This is a genomic window from Bowmanella yangjiangensis, from assembly GCF_017255015.1.
Classification (GTDB): Bacteria; Pseudomonadota; Gammaproteobacteria; order Enterobacterales; family Alteromonadaceae; genus Bowmanella; species Bowmanella yangjiangensis.
Genome location: NZ_JAFKCS010000018.1, coordinates 51,636 through 78,218 on the forward strand (window position 1 = coordinate 51,636; position 26,583 = coordinate 78,218).

Consider the following 26,583-nt stretch of genomic DNA (forward strand, 5'->3'; position numbering starts at 1 on the left):
GATAGAAATAGCATGTCAGACTTTGTAAAACGCAAGTTAAGTAACAAATTGCTAGGCAAACTTATTACTGCCTTGCAGCAAACCAATATGTGGCGTGCTGAGCCGCCGTCGCCACAAGCACTGGCCAGCCAGGCTCCTTTCTGTATCGATACCATGGCATTTGAGCAGTGGCTGCAGTTCGTTTTCCTACCCAGAATGACAACACTTATTGGTCAGGAGGTGCCATTGCCACAGACCATGAGTTTGATGCCCATGGCTGAGCAAAGTTGGGGAGCTCGAGCTGAACTTGTCCCGTTGCTTGATGTATTAAAGGCCTTTGATGATTTGTATGCACCTATGCCTGTGTTACCTGTTCTTTATCAGGACGAGCACTTAGTTGCTGTGCACAAACCGGCAGGTTTATTGGTTCATCGCAGTTTAATCGATAAATATGAAACCCGATTTGCCATGCAAGCGGTGCGTGATCAACTGGGAAAGACCGTATACACCATACATAGATTGGATAAGCCGACCTCAGGAGTTTTGTTATTCGCCCTTAGCCAGGATGTGGCGCGCAAAATGACGGAGCAATTTACCTTAGGGAAAGTGACGAAAACCTACCGGGCGATTGTGCGGGGATTTACCCCGGCCGAAGGGTTGATTGATTATCCACTGAAGGAAAAACTAGACAAGATTGCCGACAAACAAGCACGAATGGATAAACCTGCACAGCCAGCTGTGACTGCCTATCGGACCTTGGCGCAATATGAGCTGCCTTATCCGGTAAGGCCATATAAAACGGCTCGCTATTCAGTGCTTGAATTGTACCCACAGACCGGCAGAAAACATCAAATTCGTCGTCATATGGCTCACATCCGCCACCCTATTGTTGGTGATGTTAATCATGGTGACGGTAAGCACAATGCCTTGCTGCGAGAGCAGTTTGATTTTAACGGCTTGGGGTTGTGTGCCTGGCGGGTTGACCTTATTCATCCGGTAAGTGAAAAACCCTTGAGCATTGAGGTTGAGACAGAGCCCCGCTTCGATGCACTATGGGAACAATGGCATTCTTATCAAATTAAAGGGTAGTTGAGGCGTTATGGCAGATATCAGTATTTTTTACGGCAGTGTTTACGGTAATGCACAGCAGTTGGCTGAAGATGCCAAACAGCAGTTAATTGCAGCCGGACATAAAGCGCAAGTGTTGGAAGAACCCGGTATTGCGGACTTTCAGCAAGCCGAGCAGTTGCTGTTTATCAGTTCGACCACAGGACAAGGGGATATACCACCTAATCTGGAAGGTTTTATTCTCGATCTGGAGTCCCGCTTCCCGCTGCTCAACGGTAAAGGTTTTGCCGTAGTGGGGTTGGGAGATAGCAGCTATGGCGACACTTATTGTGGCGCTGGACGAAAAATTTTTGCTTTGCTTGAGGAATTAAGAGGGGAAGCGCTGGCGCCGCTATTTGAAGTGGACGCTTGTGAGACGCTGGATCCACAGGATGAGGTACTTCCTTGGCTTAAGCAGGTGTTTGGCTAACTGTTCAAGGTATTGATATTCCGGAGCCGTTAATAGAAAAGGCGGGGAGTCCCGCCTTTATGCATTAGCTTGATAAAGTAATTACTCTGCGCCGCGCAGTAGAGCGTTAATGCCCACTTTGGCACGGGTTTTGGCATCCACTTTCTTTACAATGATGGCCGCGTACAGACTGTACTTTCCGTCGGCAGATGGCAGATTGCCAGGCACTACCACTGAGCCTGCAGGCACGCGGCCGTAGTGAATTTCACCGGTTTCACGGTCATAAATACGGGTGCTTTGGCCAATAAATACGCCCATGGAAATAACTGCGCCTTCTTCAACCACCACGCCTTCGACGATTTCAGAGCGTGCGCCAATAAAGCAGTTGTCTTCAATGATAGTAGGATTAGCTTGCAATGGTTCTAATACACCGCCGATACCAACACCACCTGACAGATGTACATTCTTACCAATTTGCGCGCAAGAGCCAACCGTAGCCCAGGTGTCTACCATCGTGCCTTCATCCACATAGGCGCCGATATTTACATAAGATGGCATCAATACTACGTTTTTACCTATGTAGCTTCCGGTGCGCACTGTGGCAGGGGGAACGACGCGAACCCCTTCGGCAGCAAACTGCTCTGCACTGTAGTCTGCATATTTAAGTGGAACTTTGTCGAAGAAGCGGCTTTCCGCACCATCCATAACCTTGTTGTCATGCAAGCGGAAATACAACAGAACCGCCTTTTTCAGCCATTGGTGAACGACCCACTCGCCGGCAATTTTTTCTGCCACTCGGGCTTTACCGCTGTTCAGTAAGGCCATGGCCTGGGCGACAGCGTCATGAATACTGGCGTCAGCCGTGGCTGCATTCAGTTCGTTACGTTGTTCAAAAGCTTGTTCAATAATGGATTTCAGTTCTGACATGTTTCACCGTGGTTATGTTGATCTAATGTTTCGATCAGTTGTTTTTTAAGAGAAAGCTGTTCTTCCTGACTCAATGCCTGGCCTTGAGCATTGGTCAGAATAAAAAGGTCTTCTGCGCGTTCGCCAATGGTGGTGATCTTGGCCATATGCAGTGACAGGCCGAAAGCCACAAATTGCTGACTGACTTTGGCCAACAGGCCAGGTGCGTCAAGGGCTTCCAGTTCCAGCAAGGTCATGTTGGCCTGGTTAGTAAAAAAGCGCATTTTTGTCGGTACGCTTAATTGTTTCATACGCCTTGGCATCTTGCGATTATTGATATGCTGGTGGCCAGGTTTGGCCAATTGGGTCTGAATGGCATTCTTGAGGCTCTGGCGGCGTGAAGCCGAGTCAATTCGGCCACCATCCTGCTCAAGGATAATAAAACTATCCAGCACATAACCATCCTGGGTGCTCATTATTTGAGCATCGTGAATCGAGCAGTTTCGGCTATCCAATACGGAGGCTACTTGTGCGAATAAACTGGCCCGATCACGCCCATACAAGATCAGTTCGGTTCCGGCTTTGGAGGTATCATCTGATAACGCCACCAATACCTGCTGCTCATCCAGCTCTTCATGCCCCAAAATTACGCTGGTGTGCCAAACCAGTTGGCTGGCTTTAAAGCGCACAAAGTAATCCCAGTCGAGGCGACGCCAGAGACGGGTGACTTGCTCCAAATCGTGGCCCTGCTCGCGTAGTAAGGTGAGGGCTTCCTGCTTATGCTCATTGACCAGCGATTGCAGATCTATCTGGCATTCCAGGCCATTTTCCAATGCCTTGCGAGTCATCTGATAGAGTTCGCGTAACAGCGACGATTTCCAGTCGTTCCAGAGGTTATCGTTGGTGGCCCGAATGTCAGCCAGTGTCAGGGCATAAAGGTGGTTCAAATATGCCTTGTTGCGTACTTTACCGGCGAAATCGTGAATAACCTCGGGATCGTAAATATCCCGGCGCTGTGCGGTAACTGACATAAGTAAATGCTGTTCTACCAACCACACAGCCAGCTCGGTATCCTTGCTCGACAGTTCATGTTGTTGACAGAATTCCTGTAAATCTGCAGCACCCAACTTGGAGTGATCGCCGTTACGCCCTTTACCAATATCGTGGAAAAGAGCGGCAATATAGAGCAACTCTGGTTTATCCAGGTTCTGCATTATACGGTGGCAACGGGGGAAACTCTTGGCACCTTGAGGCTGTGAGTAGCTGTAGATATTTTTGATCAGTCTGTGAGTATGTTCATCCACGGTATAGGCGTGGAAAAGATCAAACTGCATCATGCCGACAATCTGATTCCACTGTGGCAGGTAGGCTTGCATAATGCCGTGCTTGTGGGCCAAGTCCCAGGCCAGACCGAAAAAGTCAGGGTGGCGAACTAACTGCATAAAGATCTGCCGACATCCTTCATGCTCACAAAAATAATGTTCACGGAAGCGCCGTCTGGCATTGCGCAGCAAACGCAAGGTAGCCGAGTGCAACCCTTGTGCCTGTGGCGTATCGGCAACCAACAACAAAAAGCCCAGCAGCTTTTCCGGGCTGTCAAAAACTGCTTCATGGCGAGCTTGCAACAATCCATCAGCCAAGGCAAAGTCTTGGTTTATCACCTGATGGTTACGCACTTTGAGAGCAAGGATATCGTGGCGGAAATGCTGCAACAGCATTTCGTTCAGTTCACTGATGCGCCGTACTGTGCGAAAAAAGGCTTTCATCATGGTTTCTACGGAGGCTTTTCCTTCCTCACCGTAACCAAGGCGCTTGGCAACTTGTGGCTGGTAGTCAAATAGCAGGCGATTTTCACTGCGTCCGGCCACCAAATGCAGACTGTAGCGTATGCGCCACAAGTGATTACGACATTCTATGAGCTCTTCAAATTCACGGGCAGTAAAATACCCGTGTTCTACTAACTCGCGACCTTTAAGCACCTTAAAATGCTTTTTGGCGACCCAACCTATGCTTTGGATATCTCTCAGGCAACCCGGATTTTCTTTAACGTTAGGCTCTAGATTATAAGAGGTGCCGTTAAACTTGGCATGACGCTGAACCTGCTCTTCATATTTGGCCAGGAAGAAGTCCTGACTACTCCAAAATTCCCGACTCTGTACCTTCTTTTGTAATTGTTCGAAGGTTGACAGGCTGCCACTGAGTAGCCTGGCTTCGACCAGGTTGGTAGCAATGGTGATATCCTGGTTTGCTAGCTTGATGGTTTCTTTTACGGTACGTACAGACTGGCCAACATCCAGACCGATATCCCAAAGTAGGGTGATAAAGCGTCCCAGCTTTTCTTTAATCTCATCATTGGGCGTTTTGACGCTAAGCAGCAGTAAATCCACATCAGAGTAAGGCTGCAGTTGACCTCTGCCATATCCGCCAACAGCAACAAGAGACAAGTCACTGTAGGTATCCAGTTGCAGTAACTGCCATGCCTGACGCAGCAGTGCATCAACAAATACCGCGCGCCCGGTAACCAGATGGGCAACATCCACCTGCGACGACTCACTGTTCAGCCAGCGGTAGCTGTTTTCAACGCAGGCTTTGAAAGCGCCCACGTTGTTCACATCGTCTAACTGATTAATGTCGCCAAGCAGATTTTGCAGCGCCAAGACAAACCCCTTGATTAGTGATTGATAATGCGAGCCAGCGTATCGTCATTGCGCAGTGTCAGAATCTCGCAGCCTGTTGCTGTTACTAAGATGGTATGTTCCCACTGGGCACTCAGGCTGCGGTCTTTGGTCACGACAGTCCAGCCGTCTTTCAGCAGCTTAGATTGGCGTTTGCCGGCATTAATCATAGGCTCGATGGTCAGGCACATACCTTCCTGCAGAATGTCACCTGTGCCAGGGCGCCCATAATGCAGCACCTGCGGCTCTTCATGGAAATCGGCACCTATGCCGTGGCCGCAATATTCGCGTACCACTGAGTAGCCGTGCTGCTCTGCATGAACCTGGATAACATGGCCTATATCGCCTAAATGCACCCCGGGACGCACTAACTCGATACCTTTATACATGCATTCCTGGGTAACACGCATTAAGCGTTCCGCCAGGATGGAAGGCTGGCCGACAACAAACATCTTTGACGTGTCGCCGTGATAGCCGTCTTTGATAACTGTGACATCGATATTGATAATGTCACCGTCTTTTAGGGCTTTGTCAGAGGGGATGCCATGACAAATTACATGGTTGACCGACGTACAGATGGACTTGGGAAAACCGTGATAATTAAGAGGTGCCGGAATGGCCTGCTGCTGATTGACGATATAGTCATGACAAATGGCATTAAGCTCATCTGTGGTTACACCCTTCTTTACATAAGGGCCGATCATTTCCAGAACCTCAGCGGCCAATTGGCCGGCGGTTCTCATTTTGGCGATTTCTTCAGGGGTTTTGATTATGGCTGTCAAAAGGATTCCAACGTCATATCAGTAATAAACAACAGGCCGCATTCTAGCTGCTAGGCTGCACACTGTATAGGTTCGATTGGCTCGGATAAAATAACCCATGGTTGTAAGTTATAGCTGCTTTATGGTATAAAGCGCGCGCATTTTGTCCGCCTCAGTTATGAGGTGGCGATGCAAACACTAAATAACACACATGCATCGACACGGTTTTCGGGGTGTCTGGCGGGGTTTACCCTTAAGGATCGAAGACTGGGATGCATGGAGGCCTAACCCCATTTGAGGAAAATCTAATGGCAAACGTATCTATGCGTGACATGCTGCAAGCCGGCGTGCACTTCGGTCACCAGACCCGTTACTGGAACCCGAAAATGAAACCTTTCATCTTCGGCGCACGTAACAAGGTTCATATCATCAACCTGGAAAAAACCGTTCCTTTGTTCAACAACGCATTGAGCTTCCTGTCTGGCGTTTCTGCCCGTAAAGGTAAGATCCTGTTCGTTGGTACTAAGCGCGCGGCTTCTGAAGCTGTTAAAGAAGCAGCACAGAGCTGTGACCAGTTCTATGTGAACAAGCGCTGGTTGGGCGGTATGCTGACTAACTGGAAAACCGTTCGTCAATCTATCAAGCGTCTGAAAGATCTGGAACAGCAAGCTCAGGACGGTACGTTCGAGAAGCTGACCAAGAAAGAAGCGCTGATGCTGACTCGCGAAATGGAAAAGTTGGAATCCAGCCTGGGTGGTATCAAAGACATGGGCGGTTTGCCTGATGTTCTGTTTGTGATCGATGCCGACCATGAGCACATTGCCATCACTGAAGCCAGAAACCTGGGTATCCCAGTTGTATCTGTAGTAGATACTAACTCTGATCCAGACGGCGTAGACTACATCATCCCAGGTAACGACGACGCCATCCGTGCCGTTCAGTTGTACCTGAATGCTGCTGCTGCTGCTGTTAACCAGGGTCGCGAACAGAACCTGGAAACTCAGGCTGAAAGCGACGACTTCGTAGAAGCTGAATAATCGTCATTCCTTTGTCACGACAGGCTGGAACACTGGCCTGTCCAGAGGATGTCATAACACAAGGGCGTTAAGCCCTTGTGTTCCATACGAACAAATCTACTGAGGAAAACAAAATGGCAGTGACTGCAGCCCTAGTAAAAGAACTTCGTGAGCGTACCGGTGCCGGTATGCTGGATTGTAAAAAAGCGCTGGAAGAAACCGCTGGTGATATTGAACTGGCGATTGAGAACATGCGTAAATCTGGTCAGGCTAAAGCCGCCAAGAAAGCTGGCCGTATTGCCGCTGAAGGTGTGATCCTGACTGCCGTTGAAGGCAACACCGCGGTAATGATGGAACTGAACTGCGAAACTGACTTCGTTGCCCGTGACGAAAGCTTCCTGGCTTTCGGTGCTAAAGTTGTTGCTCTGGCTCTGGCCAATAAAGTTAACGACGTAGAAGTGCTGAATGGTCTGGAAATCGACGGCGCTAAAGTTTCTGACGTACGTGATACCCTGGTGGCTAAAATCGGTGAAAACATCAACGTTCGTCGCGTAGTAACCATTGAAGGTGACAACCTGGGTGCCTACGTTCATGGTGGCCGTATCGGTGTTCTGGCTATCCTGCAAGGTGGCGAGAGCGACCTGGCCAAAGACGTTGCCATGCACGTTGCCGCCAGCAACCCGCAATTTGTTAAGCCTGAGCAAGTACCTGCCGATGTGGTAGAGAAAGAAAAGGCGATCCAAATCGACATCGCTATGCAAAGCGGCAAGCCTGCTGACATCGCAGAGAAGATGGTTGCCGGCCGCATGAGCAAATTCACTGGCGAAATCAGCCTGACTGGTCAGCCTTTCGTGAAAGATCCTTCACAAACTGTTGGTCAGTTGCTCAAAGCAGCTAACGCTGACGCTATCAACTTCGTACGCTTCGAAGTGGGTGAAGGTATCGAGAAGAAGACCGAAGACTTCGCCGCAGAAGTACAGGCTCAGATGGCTGCTGCCAAGAAATAAATAGAGTCTGTGACTTTTGCCTCAAGGCATTGTCATATAAACTACGGGCACCTCAATTGGGGTGCCTTTTACTATGTGGTGGATTTTCTGAGAGAATTTGCCACTAGCCCCCAAGACTTTACTGCCGTAGCGACTAATTTTAGGGCTGGGGCGCAGGTCAACCAGATATTACAGGAAGCATCTTTTCAATGAGTATCAATCCAAAATCCGCCTATCGACGCATATTATTGAAACTCAGCGGTGAAGCCCTGATGGGCGAAGAAGGTTTTGGCATCGATCCCAAAGTGCTGGATCGCATGGCTCAGGAAATCAAGGAGCTGGTTGAATTAGGTGTACAGGTAGGCTTGGTTATCGGTGGTGGTAACCTGTTCCGCGGTGAAGGTCTGGCCAAAGCTGGTATGAATCGTGTGGTAGGTGACCATATGGGGATGCTGGCAACTGTGATGAACGGCCTGGCTATGCGAGATGCTCTGCATCGCGCCTTTGTGAACGCTCGTCTGATGTCCGCGATTCCATTGAATGGCGTGTGCGATGCCTACAACTGGGCGGAAGCCATCAGCCTGCTTAAGTCCGGCCGTGTGGTTATATTTGCCGCCGGTACCGGTAACCCGTTCTTTACTACCGATTCCGCTGCTTGTTTACGCGGTATTGAAATTGAAGCCGACGCCGTACTCAAAGGTACTAAAGTGGATGGCGTATACGACTCGGATCCGGCTAAGAATCCGAACGCCGTTATGTATGAGCAATTAAGTTATCAGGAAGTGCTTGAGAAAGAACTCAAGGTGATGGATCTGGCCGCCTTTACCCTGGCTCGCGACCATAATTTGCCTATTCGCGTGTTCAATATGAACAAGCCTGGCTGTTTGAAGGCTGTGGTAATGGGAGAGAATGAAGGTACTTTGATCGACCACCTGGATAACATCAACTAAGCACTGCAGACAGGATTGAAAGCATGATTAATGAAATTAAAAACGACGCCAAAGAGCGCATGAGCAAATCCATTAGTGCCCTTAAGAGCCAATTCAGTAAGATTCGTACTGGCCGTGCGCATCCGAGCCTACTGGACAGTATCATGGTGTCTTATTATGGCTCAGACACGCCTCTGCGTCAGATTGCTAACGTGGTAGCCGAGGACGCTCGCACCTTATCATTAACGGTGTTTGATAAGGCCGCCACTCAGGCCGTGGAAAAAGCCATTATGCAGTCTGACCTGGGTTTGAACCCCATGAGCACAGGTACGGTTATTCGCATTCCTTTGCCACCATTGACCGAAGAGCGTCGTAAAGACCTTATCAAAGTGGTTCGAGGTGAAGCTGAGCAGGGCCGTGTGGGTATCCGTAACGTGCGCCGTGATGCCAATGCCGGTATCAAGGACCTGGTGAAAGAAAAAGAAATCAGTGAAGACGATGGCCGTCGCGCAGAAGATGATGTGCAGAAGCTGACTGATGATTTCATTAAGCAGATAGATCAACTGCTGGTGGAAAAAGAAAAAGAACTGATGGAAATCTGATCGATTTCAGATCGCTATCGGAGCAATTTTCAGTATGTCTTCACAAAGCATTCCAAGGCACGTAGCCATTATTATGGACGGCAACGGGCGTTGGGCTAAGCAACGTGGCAAGATTCGCACCTTCGGTCATAAGGCCGGGGTGGAGTCTGTGCGCAATGCGGTGGCCTATTCGCGTAAAAAAGGGATTGAAGTTCTTACCCTGTTTGCTTTTTCCAGTGAGAACTGGAATCGTCCTGCCGACGAGGTAGGTGTGTTAATGGAGCTGTTCAAGCTTGTCTTGAAAAGCGAAGTGAAACGCCTGCATAAAAATGATGTCAGGCTGAAGGTCGTTGGTGACCTCAGCCGTTTTGACCCTAAATTGGTCGAGCGCATCCGCGAAGCCGAAGCTCTGACCGCCGAAAACCGCTCTTTGGTACTTAACATCGCCGCTAACTACGGTGGACGTTGGGACATTGTTCAGGCTGCCAAACAACTGGCAGAGAAAGTCAGCGCCGGGCAGCTTGCCTGTGACCAGATTGACGAAGCCTGTTTCGATGCGCATACCTCATTGGCAGGTTTAGCCGATTTGGATTTGTTGATCCGAACCGGAGGCGAGAGCAGAGTGAGCAATTTTCTGCTCTGGCAGTTGGCTTACGCTGAACTCTACTTTACGTCAGCCCTGTGGCCGGATTTCAATGAAGAGGAATTCGAGCTGGCTGTCGCCGATTTTTCTGCGCGCCAACGGCGCTTCGGAAAGACAGGTGAACAGATAGAGGCATGACGTTCCGAGGATCAACCCTTTGCTAAAACAACGTATAATCACCGCTTTGGTGTTGGCCCCCCTGGCGCTTGGTGCCATCCTGTTCCTGCCCTTAACCGGCTTCGAGCTTTGTATCGGCTTGATTGTTGGTTTAGGGGCCTGGGAATGGGCCAATTTAATGAGTCTTGCCAGTCGCAAAGCCAAAGGGCTGTATACGCTGCTGGTTATGGGTATCTGTGTTGCTTTGACCTGGTCTATTCCTACTGAGGAAATCTGGGTGCAGGGGCAATTGAGTCCGATTTACTTCTGGATTCTATCGGTTGCTGCTGCGTGGTGGGCGTTGGCGCTGGCGATGATTATTGCTTACCCTCGTTACACCAGCATGTGGCGAAACAGTGTACCTATTCGCGGCTTGTTTGGCCTGCTTACCTTAATTCCCACCTGGGTCGCAATCGTCACGCTGCGTACCAAACTATACGACATTGACCCCTTCTATGGGGCATCGTTGATTTTCTACGTGTTGGGCATTGTTTGGGCTGCTGATATTGGTGCGTTTTTTGTCGGCGTCAAATTTGGCCGCCATAAGCTTCGCCCTAATGTTTCTCCCGGCAAAACCCTGGAAGGTTTGTTGGGGGGGATCGCGGCGTCTTCGGCCATCATAGGTTTTGCCGCCCTGCATTATCAGGTCAATGCCAGCATGATCTGGACACATATTCTGATTGGCGGTTTGACCGTCGGTGTGTCAGCCCTTGGCGATTTAAATGAAAGTATGTTTAAGCGCTGTGTCGGCTGTAAGGACAGCGGCACTTTACTACCTGGCCATGGTGGCATTTTAGACCGGATTGACAGCCTGACGGCGGCTTTCCCTGTATTTGCCCTTTGCTACGTTATTTGGATGACCTGATGCAACGGCTTTGTGTGCTCGGTGCTACGGGTTCCATAGGGCAAAGTACCCTGGATGTGGTGGCACGTCATCCGGAACGCTACGAGGTGCTGGCATTAACTGGCCATCGCAATTTAACTCTGCTGGTTGAACAGGCCCAATTGCATAAACCTCGCTATTTAGTCGCGGCAGACAAACAAGATTATTCAGCATTGGCAAAGCTTGCTGCTGACGCCGGCCTTGCCTGTGAGGTGTTAGCCGGTGAGGAAGCTTTAGCCTTTGTCAGCGGACATGACGATATTGACATGGTAATGGCCGCAATAGTTGGTGCGGCCGGGTTGTTGCCAACCTTAGCCGCGGTTCAAGCAGGTAAACGTGTTTTACTGGCCAATAAAGAAGCCTTAGTTATGTCGGGGCGATTGTTTATGCAGGCAGTGCATGAACATCAGGCCACTTTGCTGCCCATCGACAGCGAACATAACGCGATATTTCAGTGTCTTCCTCATGATTACGTTTATGGTAGTCCGGCGTCTTCGGGCATCAGCAAGATTTTGCTCACTGGTTCAGGCGGCCCATTTTTAAACGCAGCCTTAAGCGAGTTGGATAACGTAACGCCGGAGCAGGCCTGCAAGCATCCAAATTGGAGCATGGGACGCAAGATTTCGGTGGACTCGGCCACCATGATGAACAAGGGGTTGGAGTTTATTGAAGCGTGCTGGTTGTTTGGTTTAACGACCGAGCAGGTCCAGGTAGTTATTCATCCTCAAAGCGTGATCCATTCCATGGTGCAGTATCAGGATGGCTCAGTGCTGGCACAGATGGGGAATCCGGATATGCGTACGCCTATTGCTCATGCTCTGGCTTATCCGGATCGTATCGAAGCTGGTGTAGCGCCGCTGGATTTTGCCAGCTTGGCGGATTTCTCCTTTCAGTATCCAGACTATACGCGTTATCCTAACCTCAAGTTGGCTATTGATGCATGTCAGGCGGGGCAGTATGCCACCACCAGTTTGAATGCCGCCAATGAAGTTGCGGTGAACGCCTTCTTGCAAGGACGTATTCGATTTACCCAAATTGCCGGCTTGAATGAACAAGTTCTGCAATCCATTAATGCCACAGAGTTAAACGATATCGACACTGTATTGAAAGTAGATAGCCAGGCCCGTGAATTAGCCAAATCTCTTGTTACCAGGTGGCAGGGGTGATGTTGTCTATCTTAAATAATCTGCTGTTTTTTGTTATTGCACTGGGCATTCTGGTCGCGGTGCACGAGTGGGGGCACTTCATCGTCGCGCGTTGGTGTGGCGTTAAGGTTCAGCGTTTTTCGGTTGGATTTGGTAAGCCGTTGTGGCGTCGAGTTGACCGTCATGGCACCGAGTTTGTGTTAGCCGGTATCCCGCTGGGCGGCTATGTGAAAATGTTGGATGAAAGGGTGGAACCGGTATCGGATGCCGATTTGCCTCGCGCCTTTAATCGCCAGTCTGTTTACAAACGCATCGCTATTATTGCTGCCGGTCCAATAACCAATTTTTTGTTCGCCATCCTTGCTCTGACATTTATGTATATGCTGGGCGTGGAAACGGTGAAACCTGTTGTCGGTGAAGTACCTAAAGAGTCCATTGCCGCCCGCGCTTATATGCAACCAGGTATGCAGATTACCCATGTCGGTGGCCGTGAGACTCCAGATTGGGAAGCGGTTAATCTGGAGTTAGTGTCACACATCGGTAAGGAACACATGACGGTGGAGGCTATCTGGCCTGATTCCGGGCAGAAATTGAGTCTGAATTTTGACCTTCGTCAGTGGCAGTTTGACCCCGACAAAGATTCTGCACTTATTAGCATGGGGCTGGTACCATACCGTCCGGCTATTACAAGCGTTATTGCACAAGTCGCTGACGACTCGCCAGCAAAGCTCGCGGGATTGAAGGCCGGCGATAAAATTGTCCAGATAAAGGGAACTCCCGTGCAAAATTGGGAACAAATAGTGGACTTGATTGGTGCACATCCCAATCAGGTTTTACCTTTTGCACTGGAACGTGACGGTTACTTAACACGTATTGATGTCCGGTTAGGTGAACGCGAAGGGCAAGATGGCTCGCAAGGATATCTTGGCGTAGTGCCAACCATGGATGCATGGCCGGAATCCTATCGTTTCACACACCAATATGGGCCAGTCGGTGCCTTAGTCGAAGGGGCCGATAAGACCTGGCGTTGGATGGTGTTGAGTGTAGAAATGATAGGTAAACTGATTAGTGGCGATGTGTCGGTTAAAAACCTTAGTGGTCCGATTTCCATAGCCCAAGGGGCGGGGGCCAGTGCCGGATATGGACTGGTATATTTTCTGAGCTTTCTCGCGTTGATTAGTGTGAATCTCGGGATCATTAACCTTTTACCGTTGCCAGTACTTGATGGCGGACACCTACTCTATTATTTTATTGAGCTTTTAACGGGTAGGCCGGTACCGGAATCGGTTCAGGAAATAGGGTTTCGCATCGGTGGAGCATTGCTGTTGCTACTGATGACGATAGCCATCGTCAATGATATAGCTCGCTTGTAGGCTGCCTTGTAAGGCATTCAGCGAAACCCAGAAGTTTGGAAGAATAATAGTAAATGAAGTTAAAACCTCTAATTGCAGCCTTAATGCTGGCCACCGCATCACAAGCTTCCGCCAACAACGACAGTGAATTTATCGTTGAGGATATTAAGGTCGAAGGTCTGCAGCGAGTCGCGCTGGGTGCTGCACTGACCTATCTGCCGGTAAAAGTGGGCGATCGCTTAAATAGCTTCCGTGTGTCACAACTTATCCGTTCACTGTATTCCTCTACGCACTTTGAGAGCATTAAAGTACTGCGAGATGGCGGTACTTTGGTGGTTCAGGTGAAAGAGCGTCCGACCATCAGCAATATCACTTTTGAAGACAACAAAGATATTAAGGATGAGCAGTTACAGCAAAGTCTGGATGACAGTAAGGTCCGGGTAGGTGAACCACTGGATAAGACGGTTCTTACCTCCATTGAGAATGGCTTAAAAGATTTCTATTACAGCATTGGTAAATACAATGCAGAGGTGAATGCCATTATCACGCCATTGCCACGTAATCGGGTCGATTTAAAACTGACTTTCGAAGAAGGCGATGCAGCACAGATTCGTCAGATTAACGTAGTGGGTAACGACAAGTTCTCAGACGGAGAACTGATGGATCAAATTGAGCTGAAATTTGATACACCTTGGTGGGACTTCCTGTCTGAAACGCGTTATCAGAAGCAAAAGCTGACCGGTGATATGGAAACTCTGCGCAGTTATTACATGGACAGGGGGTACCTGAGATACAACCTGGATTCTACTCAGGTGTCTATGACACCTGATAAATCAGGTATTTACATCACGCTGAATGTTACTGAAGGTGAACAGTACAAAGTTTCAGACGTGGAGCTGGTGGGCGATCTACTTGGCCAGGAAGACTTTGTCAAACAAATCCTACCGCTACGTAGCGGGGAAATGTATAACCTGGCAGAAGTGACTTATACCGAAGAGTTCATCAGCAAGTACCTGGGGCGCTTTGGTTACGCTTTTCCAACCGTGACGACCATTCCAGAGATTAATGACGAGGATAAAACCGTTAAGCTGACTTTATCGGTTGATCCAGGCAAACGTATCTATGTGCGCCGTATCAACTTCCAGGGTAACGAGGTTACCGCAGATGAAGTGTTACGACGTGAAGTTCGACAGATGGAAGGGGCTTGGCTGTCTAACGTTGCCCTGGAGGCTTCTAAAGGCCATATGTCGCGCTTGACCTACGTGGAAGAGGTCGAGTTTGATACCATCAGGCTGCCGGGCGAAGAGGACAAGGTGGATGTTGACTTTAAGGTCAAAGAGCAACCATCAGGTTCATTTAACGCCGGTATCGGCTACGGTGACCGCACTAAGCTGAGTTTGCAGGCGGGCATTCAACAGGATAACTTCCTGGGTACAGGTAAACGCCTGGCACTTAATCTGAATACGGTTTCCTATCAGCGCAGTGCCACTATCTCTTATACCGATCCGTATTTCACCATAGATGGCATCAGCCTGGGCGGCACGATTTTCTATTCTGACTTTGATGCCGGCAGTGCCAACCTGGTGCAATATAAAAATAAATCCTGGGGACTAGGGGCTAACTTCGGTTATCCGGTCAACGAATATAACCGCCTGAATTTCGGTTTTACTTACCGCTATAACGAGATCTCGCAGTTACAAACTTACGACCAAATTCGTAACTTCTATGATTTATTCTCAGATCCGGAAGATCCGGATGCGGGTATTGAGTTCAACAGCTATGAGTTCAGTGCCGGGTGGAGCCGCACAACATTGAACCGTGGGATATTCCCTACTGCCGGTTCTTCTCAGCGGGCAACCGCTAAAGTAACGGCACCGTTTTCTGATGTTGATTACTTCAAGCTGAATTTTGATACTCGTTTCTACTTCCCGCTGTCACGGGATCAACGTTGGTCAGTGCTGGCAAGATTAGAGCTGGGTTACGGTAATGGTTACGGCGATATTGACGGTAATGACCAGATTCTGCCGTTCTGGGATAACTTCCGTGCCGGTGGTAGTGATTCATTGCGCGGTTTCGAGAGCAACACTGTTGGTCCGCGTGCTATTTACCGCCGTCCGACCACTATTACCGCACCGGATGGCACCCTTATTCCTCTTGGACCCGATCAGGACAGCGTTGTTGTCTCTGAGCGCTCCATAGGGGGCAATGCATTAGCCTTGGCTGGTCTTGAGTTGATAGTCCCAACACCTTTTGTTGACGAAGAGTTTAATAACTCTGTGCGTACCAGTCTGTTTGTTGATGCGGGTAATGTGTGGGACACTGAGTTCCGACTATCTGATTACAATGGTCTTCGCGATAGCCAGCGAGCCAATATTGCTGATTTTGAAGACCCAGGCCGTTTCCGTGCCTCTGCCGGTGTGTCTGTGCAGTGGTTGTCACCTATGGGTCCTATGATCTTCAGTTTCTCGCGGATTCTGCGTGAAGAAGATGGCGATGAAAGCCGTTTCTTCTCGTTCAATATTGGCCAGACATTCTAATAACAGCGCCGAAAGAGCGCATATAATGACGATTTAAAGGAGAACTTATTTTGAAATCCCTTAACAAAAGTGCACTGACCGCTGCAATTTTAGCGACTTCCTTGATGAGTACTGCTGCTATGGCGGCTCAGAAGGTGGGGTTTGTCAATGTTCAGGGCGTATTCCAATCTCTTCCCCAAGCCGCCCAGATCCAAGAATCTATCCGTACTGAGTTTAAAGATCAGTTCGAGGAAGTGGCGCGTTTGGAAAAAGACATCAAGTATTATCTTGAGAAACAGCAGCGCGACGCGGCAACCATGAGCGACAAAGAAAAGAAAGAGCTGGAAACAAAGTTGATCAGTCTGCGTGACGATTATCAAGCCAAAGTTCAGCCTTTGCAGCAAAATGCTCAGCGCCGTCAGATGGAAGAGCGTAACAAAATCCTGGGTTTGATTAAGCAATCCATCGACAGCATTGCTGCCAAAGAAAAATACGATCTGGTACTTAATGCTGAAGCAGTGCTCTATACTGCAGATGAGAAGAACGACCTGTCACAACAGGTTATCGATCAGGTCAGCAAAATTAAGTAACGGACCATTGCATGAAGCCAGTTAGCTTGCGCGAGCTCGCGCAGCATTTAGGCGCCAAGCTGGTTGGGGATGGGGAGCTGATGATCCAGTCAGTGTCTACCCTTTCCCGGGCCGGCAAAGGTCAGATTTCCTTTTTATCTAACAGCAAGTATCGTAGCCAACTTGCTGACACGTCGGCATCAGCCGTCATTCTGGGTGAAGACGACTTGCCACATTGCCCATGTGCCGCTTTGGTATTGGATAATCCCTATGTCGGCTTTGCGCTGGTTGCCCAACTGATGGACACAACCCCGGCCGCAGCAGATAGTATTTCCCCTAACGCAGTTATCGCTGATGATGCCGTGTTAGGCGAAGGGGTGGTGATAGGTGCCAATGCCGTTATTGAAGCTGGTGTGGTGCTGGGTGATAGGGTGCAGATCGGTGCGGGTTGTGTGATTGGGCGTAACAGCCGGATTGGCGCGCGTACCAAGTTGTGGGCCAATGTCACCCTTTATCATGACGTTGAAATTGGTGAAGATTGCTTGTTGCAATCAGGCGCAGTAATAGGTGCTGACGGATTTGGTTACGCTAATGATCGCGGCCGCTGGATAAAAATCCCGCAGCTTGGTCGCGTGATTCTTGGCAATCGTGTTGAAATTGGTGCCAGTACCACTGTGGACCGCGGGGCATTGGAAGATACTATTCTGCACGATGGGGTCATTATCGATAACCAGTGCCAGATCGCCCATAATGTCGTTATTGGTGAGAACACCGCGATGGCCGGATGCAGCGTTATTGGTGGTAGTACCCGAATTGGGCGTAACTGCACTATCGGTGGCCTGAGTGCGATTACCGGCCATGTGGAAATCGCCGATAATGTACATTTTACCGGTATGAGTATGGTCACCAAGGGCGTTACCGAGCCCGGGCTGTATTCATCTGGTTTACCGTCACAAAGCAGCAAGGAATGGCGCAAGGCGGTGGCAAACGTGCGTAACCTGGACAAACTTGGTCAACGTGTCAAAGTTTTAGAAAAGAAGTGTGCTGAGCGGGACTGACCCGCGCATTGGAGACAAGCTGTTGGCTAACGAACTGAATCTGATTGATATCGAAGAAATTATGCAGCTGTTGCCCCATCGCTATCCGTTTTTACTGATAGATAGGGTGACAGACTATACCTTAGGCGAGTCAATTCGTGCCTATAAGAACATTACCTTTAATGAACCCTGCTTTACCGGTCATTTCCCTGGTAAGCCTATTTTCCCTGGTGTGTTAATTCTCGAAGCAATGGCACAGGCTGCCGGCGTGCTCGGCTTTAAGACGGTTGGGAATTCTGATGAATTGTATTTGTACGCTGGTATCGACAACGCCCGCTTTAAGCGTCCTGTGGTGCCAGGGGACCGACTAGACTTTGATGTAAAGTTGGTGAAGGAAAAGCGCGGCATTTGGAAATTTGCCGGTGTAGCCAGTGTGGATGGTGTGGAGGCCTGTAGTGCCGAGTTTATGTGTGCAATGAGGAAGATGTAACAGGTGATTCACCAGACTGCCATTGTCCATCCAAGCGCCAAACTGGGTAAGAATGTCCAGATAGGCCCTTATTCGGTTATTCAAGCTGATGTAGAGATCGGTGACGATACCCGCATTGAATCTCACGTCCTGATCAAAGGTCCAACCAAAATTGGTAAAGCGAATCACTTTTTCCAATTTAGCTCCATAGGTGAGGATTGTCAGGATAAGAAATATGCAGGTGAAGCTACTCGTCTGGAAATCGGTGATAACAACGTGTTTCGTGAATGCGTCACGGTACACAGAGGCACCATCCAGGACCAGGGACTGACTCGCATTGGCTCTAACAATCTGTTTATGAACTATGTGCATGTCGCTCATGACTGCATGATTGGCGACAATAATATTTTCGCTAACAATGCCAGTACTGCGGGTCATGTGCATGTTGGTGATTGGGTAATTCTGGGCGGCATGTCCGGAGTGCATCAGTTCTGCCATATCGGTTCCCACAGTTTTGTTGGCGCCGGTTCAATTATGGTCAAAGACCTGCCGCCTTACGTCATGGTTGGCGGGGTGAATGTCACGCCCCATGGCATTAACTCGGAAGGCTTGCGTCGTCGCGGTTTCTCCAAAGAAGCCATTTTGCAGGTTCGCCGAGCTTACAAGGTACTGTACCGCAATGGTAATACCGTAGAGCAGGCCCTGGTGGAATTGAACGAAATGGCGAAAACAACCCCTGAGGTGCAGATACTGGCGGATTTCGTCGCTAACTCACCCAGAGGCATTGTTCGCTAACTGCCAAGCATTTATTTCATGTCTTCAACCCCTTTGCGAGTTGGTATCGTCGCCGGAGAAGCCTCCGGCGATATTCTTGGTGCCGGTCTAATTCAAGCGCTTAAGGCACGTCATCCCGATATTCAGTTTGAAGGCATTGCCGGTCCGCGTATGCAAGAGCAGGGCTGTCGGTCGCTGTTCGATATGGAAGAACTGTCTGTTATGGGATTAGTGGAAGTGCTATCCCGTATCCGGCGTTTATTACATATACGTAAGTCGGTCGCTGAGCACTTCATTGCCAATCCGCCGGACCTGTTTGTGGGTATAGACGCCCCGGATTTTAATCTGGGTTTAGAAACGCGTTTGAAAGCTGCCGGTATTCGGACTGTCCAGTATGTCAGCCCGACTATCTGGGCCTGGCGCGAAAAACGGGTGTTTAAGGTAGCCAAGGCCACCAATCTGGTACTGAGTCTGCTGCCATTTGAAAAGGCGTTTTATGACAAGCATCAGGTGCCTTGCACATTTGTTGGCCATACCCTCGCCGATGCGGTACCCCTTGAGCCTGATACGCAAGCTGCACGAGCACGATTGGGTGTAGAGCAGGGCGATAAGGTATTGGCGCTATTACCCGGCAGTCGTGGCGGCGAAGTTAATTTGCTACTGGCACCATTTGTGCAGACTGCCGCGCGTTTGCAACAGTCTTTGCCGGGTTTGAAGGTGTTACTTCCTGCCGCCAATGCCAGACGACGTGAGCAGATTGAACGCTATTTGACGCAAACCGACAGTCAGGTGGATATTCAGATTGTCGATGGTCAATCCCGCGATGTCATGACAGCGGCCGATGCCATTTTATTGGCCTCAGGCACTGCCACACTGGAAGCCATGCTGTGCAAAAAGCCGATGTTGGTGACGTATAAATTCAATTGGCTGACATATCAGATTGCCAAGCGGATGGTAAAGGCTAAGTTCTTTTCACTGCCCAATTTGCTCGCTGGAGAAGCTCTGGTACCGGAATTGTTGCAGGATGAGGTGGAACCCGGCAGGATGGCAGATATTCTCGAACCGATGCTGAAAGATGGCGCCCCCGCCTTACAGGCGAAATTTACCGCCATTCACCAACAGCTTAAGTTAAACGCCGATGAACGTGCGGCTGATGCCATCATGAGTTTGATTGAATCCCATGGAAAATAGATTAATTGCCGGGGTCGATGAAGTCGGCCGTGGCCCACTGGTGGGTGACGTAGTTACTGCCGCGGTAATATTAGATCCTGCTTGTCCCATTGTCGGGTTGGCTGATTCCAAAGCCATTTCAGAAAAAAAACGTTTGCGTCTTGTGGACGAAATCCGTGAGAAGGCACTGTGCTGGTGTATCGGCAGGGCAACCCCGGCTGAAATTGACCAGTTGAATATCTTGCATGCCACTATGCTGGCTATGACCCGTGCTGTTGAGGGGCTGGCAATCCAGCCTGAGCATGTGATGGTGGATGGTAACCGCTGTCCACCCTGGCGTTATTCCAGTGAAGCCGTGGTAAAAGGTGATGGGCTGATAGCGGCTATTTCCGCAGCGTCTATTCTGGCGAAGGTGACCCGTGATACCGAAATGCAGGAACTGGATGCCGCTTATCCCGATTATGGATTCGCCAAACACAAAGGTTATCCCACTGCACTGCATTTAGAAAAGTTAGCTGAGCTTGGGCCTACGCCGCTGCACCGCATTAGTTTCAAACCGGTACAACTGGCGCTTGCCAGTCGGCAGGGAGTCTTGCATGGCTGATCCGCAATTTGTGCATCTGCGCGTACATAGTGATTTTTCTATGCGCGATGGTCTGAATAAGGTCAAACCTATTTTAGGGAAAGTCAAAGCCCTGAATATGCCAGCAGTGGCCATTACCGATCAGATGAATTTCTGCGGTCTGGTGCGCTTTTACAGTGAAGCCCATGCGCTAGGCATAAAGCCGATTGTGGGAGCCGATATTTGGGTTAAAAGCGACGAGCTTGAAGATCAGCTGTTTCGCCTGACCCTGCTGGCCAGCAATAATGCTGGATACCAAAATATCACTTTGCTGATTTCCCGCGCCTATCAGCGCGGCTTTCACCCGGATAGACCTGTTGTGGATAAAAGCTGGTTGGTGGAGCATCGCGAAGGGGTGCTGATCTTATCCGGAGGACGGGAAGGGGATCTGGGGATCGCGCTGACCAAGGGTAATCAGGATATGGCGCAACATATTCTGGATTTTTATCAGCAACATTTCTCTGACGCTTATTACCTTGAATTGATGCGCACCGGTCGTGCCGGTGAAGACGAGTATCTGCATCGCGCCATCGACGTGGCAGAGCGCTATGGTCTGCCGGTGGTGGCTACCAATGAAGTCTGCTTTATTGAACCACAAGCCTTCGACGCACATGAAGTGCGGGTGTGTATTCATGATGGTTTCACCCTCGAAGACAGCCGTCGTCCCAAGCGTTATAGCGAGCAGCAATACCTGCGCAGTGCTGAGGAAATGGCAGCGCTTTTTGCTGATATTCCCGAGGCATTGGAAAACACGGTAGAAATTGCCAAGCGTTGCAATGTAACCATACGTTTAGGTGAATATTTCCTACCAAATTTCCCCACCGGTGATTTAAGTATTGAAGACTTCCTGGTTAAAAAATCCGAGGAAGGTTTGGAAGAGCGTCTGGAGTTTTTGTTCCCGGATCCGCAGCTTAGAGCTGAGAAGCGCCCCGAGTATGACGAGCGTTTGGCTATTGAGCTGCAGGTTATCAACCAGATGGGTTTCCCTGGATACTTCCTGATCGTAATGGAGTTTATCCAGTGGAGTAAGGACAACGGTATTCCCGTTGGACCAGGGCGGGGCTCAGGTGCTGGTTCACTAGTGGCTTATGCACTGAAGATCACCGACTTGGATCCGCTGGAGTTCGACCTGCTTTTCGAACGTTTTCTTAACCCTGAGCGGGTGTCCATGCCCGACTTTGACGTCGACTTTTGTATGGACAGGCGGGATGAAGTTATTGACCACGTGGCCGAGTTGTATGGCCGTGAAGCGGTATCTCAGATTATCACTTTCGGTACTATGGCGGCCAAAGCCGTGGTGCGGGATGTGGGCAGGGTATTAGGGCACTCCTATGGCTTTGTGGACCGAATTTCCAAGTTGATTCCAGGTGACCCTGGCATGACCCTGGCTAAAGCCTTTGAAGTTGAGCCACGGTTGCCTGAGTTGTACGACCAGGATGAGGAAGTGCGGGATCTGATTGATATGGCCCGTACTCTCGAAGGTGTAACACGCAATGCTGGTAAACATGCCGGTGGGGTGGTAATTGCGCCAACCAAAATTACCGATTTTGCCGCGCTGTATTGTGATGATGAAGGCCGAAACCCGGTTACCCAGTTTGATAAAAACGACGTAGAAACGGCTGGACTGGTCAAATTTGACTTCTTGGGGCTGCGCACCCTGACCATTATTCAGTGGGCACTGGATATGGTCAAACAAACCAAGGGATTGGACATTGATATCACAGCCATTCCTTTGGATGACCTGCCTAGCTATAAGATGCTGCAAAACGCCGAAACTACCGCGGTGTTCCAGCTTGAATCGCGCGGTATGAAGGATCTGATTAAGCGCCTAAAGCCAGATACCTTCGAAGATATTATCGCCTTGGTGGCCTTGTTCCGCCCTGGACCTTTGCAGTCAGGCATGGTGGACAACTTTATTGACCGTAAGCACGGTCGTGAAGAAATCTCTTATCCGGATGCAGAATATCAGCACGAGTGCTTGAAAGAAATTCTGGAGCCCACTTACGGCATTATCCTCTACCAGGAGCAGGTAATGCAGATTGCTCAGGTGATGGCAGGCTACAGCCTGGGCGGCGCCGACTTATTACGCCGGGCCATGGGTAAGAAAAACCCGAGGAGATGGCCAAGCAGCGCTCCACTTTCGAAGGCGGTTCAAAAGATAACGGCATCGACGGCAACCTGGCGATGAAGATCTTTGACCTGGTGGAAAAATTTGCTGGCTACGGTTTTAACAAATCACACTCCGCCGCCTACGCTCTGGTGTCTTATCAAACACTGTGGATGAAGCGCCATCATCCCGCCGAGTTTATGGCTGCGGTGATGTCAGCGGATATGGACAACACCGACAAGATAGTGACCCTGGTGGACGAGTGCCAGCGCATGGAACTGACAGTGTTGCCACCGGATGTGAATACCGGCCTGTACAAGTTTACGGTAAATCCACAGAACCAGATTGTATATGGTATTGGTGCAGTTAAAGGGGTGGGTGAAGGTCCCATTGAAGCCATTATCGAAGCGCGTGAAGCAAATGGACCATTCAGTGATTTGTTTGACTTCTGCGCCCGGGTTGACCTGAAGAAGGTCAACAAACGCGTGTTGGAAAAGCTGGTTTATTCCGGCGCCATGGATAATCTTGGGCCGCACCGTGCATCCTTGATGGCAACCTTGCCGGAAGCCATTGCTGCTGCCGATCAACATGCCAAGGCTGAATCCTTTGGTCAGAGTGATATGTTCGGTTTACTCACCACCGAGCCTGAAGCGGTAGAGCAAGCCTTTGCCGATGTGCCTAAATGGGCGGAAAAAGTATGGCTGGAAGGTGAGCGTGAAACGCTGGGGCTGTACCTGACCGGCCATCCTATTAATCAGTACCAAAAAGAGCTTAAGCATTACACCAAAACCCGACTGGTGGATGTCAAGCCGACTCCGCGAGACGGCAGTGTTACCGCGGTGGGGCTGGTGATCGATATGCGGGTAATGGTGAACAAGAAAGGGCGCCGTTGGGCTATTGTTACTTTGGATGATAAGAGTGCCAGACTGGATGTGCGTTTCTTCCCGGATATGTTTGAGCAGTTTGAGGCCGTATTGGAAAAAGATCGGATCCTGGTTATCTCCGGACAGGTCAGCTTTGATGAATATTCCGGGGGCAATACAATGACGGCCCGCGATGTATTGGATATTGTCCAGGCGCGAGAAAAAAATGCCAGGGCTATTGTCCTTCAGTTGGAACAGGCATGGTGTAATGCCGACAATGTGGGCCGACTTAAGACGCTGCTCAGCCAATATCAGGGCGGAGCCTGTCCGATTCAGTTGTGCTATACCCACCCCGACGCAAGTGCCACGCTTATGGTGGGGGCGCAATGGTATGTGGTACCTCAAGATGAATTACTCTACGACTTGCGGGTAACACTGGGTGAAGAACAGGTAAGTTTGACCTTTCACTGATAGCAGCGCTTGAAAAACGACAAAAAATACCTATGAAGCTGGTCAAGGGCCGGTTTCATCCATAGAATTTAGGGCTGACCGGGAATGCCGGGAGCCAAATAACCATAAAAGGTAGTGGGATGAGTTTGAACTATCTGAGTTTTGAACAACCAATTGCAGAGCTGGAAGCCAAGATTGAAGAGCTGCGCCTGGTCAACAGGGGCGGTGAATTTGATGTGGGTCTGGAAGAGGAAATAACCAAGCTCAAGGAAAAGAGTGCAGATCTGACTCGCAAGATTTTTAGCGATCTGGGGGCTTGGCAAATTTCTCAATTGGCCCGTCATCCTTTGCGTCCGTATACCTTGGACTATATGCCGCGTATTTTTACTGAGTTCGACGAGCTGGCTGGTGATCGTGCATTTGCTGACGATAAAGCCATAGTGGGTGGTCTGGCTAAGCTGGACGACCAGCCTGTGATGGTTATCGGTCATCAAAAAGGCCGTGACACGGCTGAGAAGATCAAACGCAATTTTGGTATGCCAAAACCAGAAGGGTATCGTAAAGCGTTGCGTTTGATGGAAATGGCGGAGCGGTTTAATCTGCCGATAATTACTTTTATTGATACGCCAGGGGCTTACCCTGGTGTTGGTGCTGAAGAACGTGGCCAAAGTGAAGCCATTGCCCGTAACCTGAAAGTGATGGCGGGATTGAAAGTGCCTGTTATCTGTACGGTTATCGGTGAAGGTGGTTCAGGCGGCGCACTGGCAATCGGTGTCGGCGATCGCGTTAACATGCTGCAGTACAGCACTTACTCGGTTATTTCTCCGGAAGGGTGTGCGTCTATCCTGTGGAAGAGTGCCGAGAAGGCACCACTGGCTGCTGAGGCAATGGGTGTTAGTGCGCAGCAAATCAAAAAGCTGGGTCTAATTAACAATATCATTGATGAGCCTTTAGGTGGTGCGCATCGTGACCACGATGGTATGGCGGCTAATCTTAAAGCCTGCCTTAAGCAGCAATTGGCACAGTTACAGAAATTGTCTAAAACGGATTTGCTGAATGAGCGTTACGAGCGCTTGATGTCGTTTGGCTATTGCTAAGTAAATCCCCTAGAATGGGCCGCTGATTAGCGGCCTTTTTTATGTCTGATAAGCTTTATATTCATTTCAAAAATTTTATCGATGCTTACACCGCTCAGCCTTTAGTGGTTGCCTACAGCGGTGGGCTTGACTCTACTGTGTTGTTGCATTTGGCCTGCCGGGTTCGACAAGCGTTGCCTGAGGTTCAAGTTCGGGCGGTGCATATCCACCACGGTTTAAGTCCAAATGCTGACCTGTGGCTAGCCCATTGCGAAACACAATGCCAGGCACTTGATGTGGCATTTTTCGGACAGCGCGTTGTTTTGGCCTGTGACAGCAGGCAAAGTTTGGAAGCTGTTGCTCGGGAGGCCAGGTATCAGGCCATTCGGGATGTCACACCTGAGGATGCGCATATCCTGCTTGGTCAGCATCAGGATGACCAGTTGGAAACCTTCTTGCTACAGCTAAAACGCGGCGCTGGCCCCAAAGGGCTCTCGGCGATGGCAGCCAGGCAGGTACGAGCCGGTCGCTGCTATCTCAGGCCGTTACTTGAATATGACAGAGCCACCCTTGAACAATATGCCCGGCAGTATAACTTGCGCTGGATTGACGATGAGTCCAATCAGGATGAGCGTTTCGAGCGTAATTTTCTGCGCCATAGCATAACGCCGCTATTAAAAGCCCGCTGGCCATCGGTTGGCACTACAGTATCGCGCAGTGCCAGGCTCTGCGCCGAACAGCAACTGTTATTGGAAGAGGTTAGCGATGAGCGCCTGGCACTGGTGGCAGTCGCGGACGATTGTCTGGACATCCGCAAACTACAGAGCTTTAGTTGGCTCTGGCAGCAGCAAATCATCCGTTTATGGTTGCAAAAACAGCAGGCCCAGGTGCCACCGCAGCAATTGTTGCAGCGTCTGCCCGGCGAGTTTTATGCTGCTAAACCCGATGCACAGCCATGCTTAGCCTGGGGAAGTTGGCAATTACGGCGTTTTCAGCAAGGTCTTTATTTGCTGGATAGCCGCTCGCTTGTTCAGAATGTCAGCCAGGACTGGGTGGGGCAAGCTCAGCTTCAGTTAGATGATGGCAGGCGATTATTGTTTACTCAGGCACAGGACGGGGATGCCGGTTGCTTGTATATCTTACCCTCGCAAAAAGTGCAGGTACGTTTTGGCGAGTTTTCTCATGCTTTTTGTCCGATGGGCCAGCAGCATCACAAGCCGTTAAAGCAGTGGCTGAAGTTAGCCCACATCCCTCCTTGGCAAAGAACGAAAATGCCGCTCTTGATGGTGGAAGACCGGCTTGCGGCAGTGGCAGGTTGGCAGGTGGATCGTCGCTTTGCACTGCCAGTAGCCGGTAGTCAAGCCTGGCGGCTGGACATTGCCGGCTAGGGCAAGCCGCTGCC

Annotated in this window: 22 protein-coding genes and 1 pseudogene; 20 read left to right on the plus strand and 3 right to left on the minus strand. The window is 49.9% G+C overall.

What is annotated here, in order from left to right; genetic code table 11:
- Positions 1 to 12: 12 nt before the first annotated feature.
- Both truC and J0A65_RS16230 read left to right on the plus strand, forming a co-directional pair.
- Positions 13 to 1,068, plus strand: coding sequence for a tRNA pseudouridine(65) synthase TruC (truC, locus tag J0A65_RS27420; protein ID WP_206595369.1), 1,056 nt, complete (start codon positions 13 to 15; stop codon positions 1,066 to 1,068).
- A 10-nt stretch (positions 1,069 to 1,078) separates the two neighbouring features.
- Positions 1,079 to 1,516: a flavodoxin domain-containing protein gene (locus tag J0A65_RS16230; RefSeq protein WP_206595370.1), complete on the plus strand. Its 438-nt coding sequence runs from the start codon at positions 1,079 to 1,081 to the stop codon at positions 1,514 to 1,516.
- 81 nt (positions 1,517 to 1,597) lie between these two features.
- On the opposite strand, the gene dapD is transcribed toward J0A65_RS16230, so the two are convergent.
- Genes dapD through map form a run of 3 tightly spaced genes read right to left on the minus strand, consistent with a single transcriptional unit; the run spans position 1,598 to position 5,858 of the window.
- Complete coding sequence (gene dapD, locus J0A65_RS16235; RefSeq protein ID WP_206595371.1) at positions 1,598 to 2,422, minus strand: 2,3,4,5-tetrahydropyridine-2,6-dicarboxylate N-succinyltransferase; 825 nt, start codon at positions 2,420 to 2,422, stop codon at positions 1,598 to 1,600.
- Positions 2,410 to 5,058: a [protein-PII] uridylyltransferase gene (gene glnD / locus J0A65_RS16240; RefSeq protein WP_206595372.1), complete on the minus strand. Its 2,649-nt coding sequence runs from the start codon at positions 5,056 to 5,058 to the stop codon at positions 2,410 to 2,412. The genes dapD and glnD overlap by 13 nt, the downstream gene beginning before the upstream one ends.
- 14 nt (positions 5,059 to 5,072) lie before the next feature.
- Positions 5,073 to 5,858, minus strand: a complete 786-nt coding sequence (gene map, locus J0A65_RS16245) for a type I methionyl aminopeptidase (protein WP_206595373.1) — start codon at positions 5,856 to 5,858, stop codon at positions 5,073 to 5,075.
- Between the two features lie 287 nt (positions 5,859 to 6,145).
- On the opposite strand from map, the gene rpsB reads away from it, so the two are divergent.
- The 18 genes and pseudogenes from rpsB to tilS all read left to right on the plus strand — a co-directional run bounded on the left by rpsB (position 6,146) and on the right by tilS (position 26,569).
- A complete protein-coding gene (gene rpsB / locus J0A65_RS16250) occupies positions 6,146 to 6,874 on the plus strand; it encodes a 30S ribosomal protein S2 (RefSeq protein WP_206595374.1) in 729 nt (242 codons plus the stop codon).
- Between the two features lie 113 nt (positions 6,875 to 6,987).
- Entirely contained in the window at positions 6,988 to 7,860 is an 873-nt protein-coding gene (gene tsf, locus J0A65_RS16255; RefSeq protein ID WP_206595375.1) for a translation elongation factor Ts, read from the plus strand.
- Positions 7,861 to 8,048: 188 nt separating this feature from the next.
- The gene (gene pyrH / locus J0A65_RS16260) at positions 8,049 to 8,789 is read left to right on the plus strand and encodes a UMP kinase (protein ID WP_206595376.1); all 741 of its coding nucleotides are present in this window, start codon (positions 8,049 to 8,051) and stop codon (positions 8,787 to 8,789) included.
- A gap of 23 nt (positions 8,790 to 8,812) precedes the next feature.
- Positions 8,813 to 9,370, plus strand: coding sequence for a ribosome recycling factor (gene frr / locus J0A65_RS16265; RefSeq protein WP_206595377.1), 558 nt, complete (start codon positions 8,813 to 8,815; stop codon positions 9,368 to 9,370).
- A gap of 34 nt (positions 9,371 to 9,404) precedes the next feature.
- The gene (gene uppS, locus J0A65_RS16270; RefSeq protein ID WP_206595378.1) at positions 9,405 to 10,130 is read left to right on the plus strand and encodes a polyprenyl diphosphate synthase; all 726 of its coding nucleotides are present in this window, start codon (positions 9,405 to 9,407) and stop codon (positions 10,128 to 10,130) included.
- Positions 10,131 to 10,149: 19 nt separating this feature from the next.
- A complete protein-coding gene (locus tag J0A65_RS16275; protein WP_206595379.1) occupies positions 10,150 to 11,013 on the plus strand; it encodes a phosphatidate cytidylyltransferase in 864 nt (287 codons plus the stop codon).
- The gene (gene ispC / locus J0A65_RS16280) at positions 11,013 to 12,197 is read left to right on the plus strand and encodes a 1-deoxy-D-xylulose-5-phosphate reductoisomerase (RefSeq protein ID WP_206595380.1); all 1,185 of its coding nucleotides are present in this window, start codon (positions 11,013 to 11,015) and stop codon (positions 12,195 to 12,197) included. The genes J0A65_RS16275 and ispC overlap by 1 nt, the downstream gene beginning before the upstream one ends.
- Positions 12,197 to 13,549 carry a sigma E protease regulator RseP gene (rseP, locus tag J0A65_RS16285; RefSeq protein ID WP_206595381.1) on the plus strand — a complete coding sequence of 451 codons (1,353 nt, stop codon included), beginning with the start codon at positions 12,197 to 12,199 and terminating at the stop codon, positions 13,547 to 13,549. Before ispC ends, rseP begins: the two co-directional genes overlap by 1 nt.
- Positions 13,550 to 13,602: 53 nt before the next feature.
- Positions 13,603 to 16,065 carry an outer membrane protein assembly factor BamA gene (gene bamA, locus J0A65_RS16290; protein WP_206595382.1) on the plus strand — a complete coding sequence of 821 codons (2,463 nt, stop codon included), beginning with the start codon at positions 13,603 to 13,605 and terminating at the stop codon, positions 16,063 to 16,065.
- A 50-nt stretch (positions 16,066 to 16,115) separates the two neighbouring features.
- Positions 16,116 to 16,634 (plus strand): OmpH/Skp family outer membrane protein, encoded by a 519-nt coding sequence (locus tag J0A65_RS16295; protein WP_206595383.1) that lies wholly within the window; start codon positions 16,116 to 16,118, stop codon positions 16,632 to 16,634.
- Between the two features lie 11 nt (positions 16,635 to 16,645).
- Entirely contained in the window at positions 16,646 to 17,671 is a 1,026-nt protein-coding gene (gene lpxD / locus J0A65_RS16300; RefSeq protein WP_206595384.1) for a UDP-3-O-(3-hydroxymyristoyl)glucosamine N-acyltransferase, read from the plus strand.
- Positions 17,672 to 17,693: 22 nt separating this feature from the next.
- Positions 17,694 to 18,140 (plus strand): 3-hydroxyacyl-ACP dehydratase FabZ, encoded by a 447-nt coding sequence (gene fabZ, locus J0A65_RS16305; protein ID WP_206595385.1) that lies wholly within the window; start codon positions 17,694 to 17,696, stop codon positions 18,138 to 18,140.
- Between the two features lie 3 nt (positions 18,141 to 18,143).
- The gene (gene lpxA, locus J0A65_RS16310; RefSeq protein WP_206595386.1) at positions 18,144 to 18,914 is read left to right on the plus strand and encodes an acyl-ACP--UDP-N-acetylglucosamine O-acyltransferase; all 771 of its coding nucleotides are present in this window, start codon (positions 18,144 to 18,146) and stop codon (positions 18,912 to 18,914) included.
- An 18-nt stretch (positions 18,915 to 18,932) separates the two neighbouring features.
- Complete coding sequence (gene lpxB / locus J0A65_RS16315) at positions 18,933 to 20,084, plus strand: lipid-A-disaccharide synthase (RefSeq protein WP_206595387.1); 1,152 nt, start codon at positions 18,933 to 18,935, stop codon at positions 20,082 to 20,084.
- Positions 20,074 to 20,667, plus strand: coding sequence for a ribonuclease HII (gene rnhB / locus J0A65_RS16320; protein ID WP_206595388.1), 594 nt, complete (start codon positions 20,074 to 20,076; stop codon positions 20,665 to 20,667). Before lpxB ends, rnhB begins: the two co-directional genes overlap by 11 nt.
- Positions 20,660 to 24,126 (plus strand): annotated as a pseudogene (gene dnaE, locus J0A65_RS16325) (DNA polymerase III subunit alpha). Before rnhB ends, dnaE begins: the two are co-directional and overlap by 8 nt.
- Positions 24,127 to 24,245: 119 nt before the next feature.
- Positions 24,246 to 25,202: an acetyl-CoA carboxylase carboxyl transferase subunit alpha gene (accA, locus tag J0A65_RS16330; protein WP_206595389.1), complete on the plus strand. Its 957-nt coding sequence runs from the start codon at positions 24,246 to 24,248 to the stop codon at positions 25,200 to 25,202.
- Positions 25,203 to 25,243: 41 nt separating this feature from the next.
- Positions 25,244 to 26,569 carry a tRNA lysidine(34) synthetase TilS gene (gene tilS / locus J0A65_RS16335; protein WP_206595390.1) on the plus strand — a complete coding sequence of 442 codons (1,326 nt, stop codon included), beginning with the start codon at positions 25,244 to 25,246 and terminating at the stop codon, positions 26,567 to 26,569.
- Positions 26,570 to 26,583 lie beyond the last annotated feature (14 nt).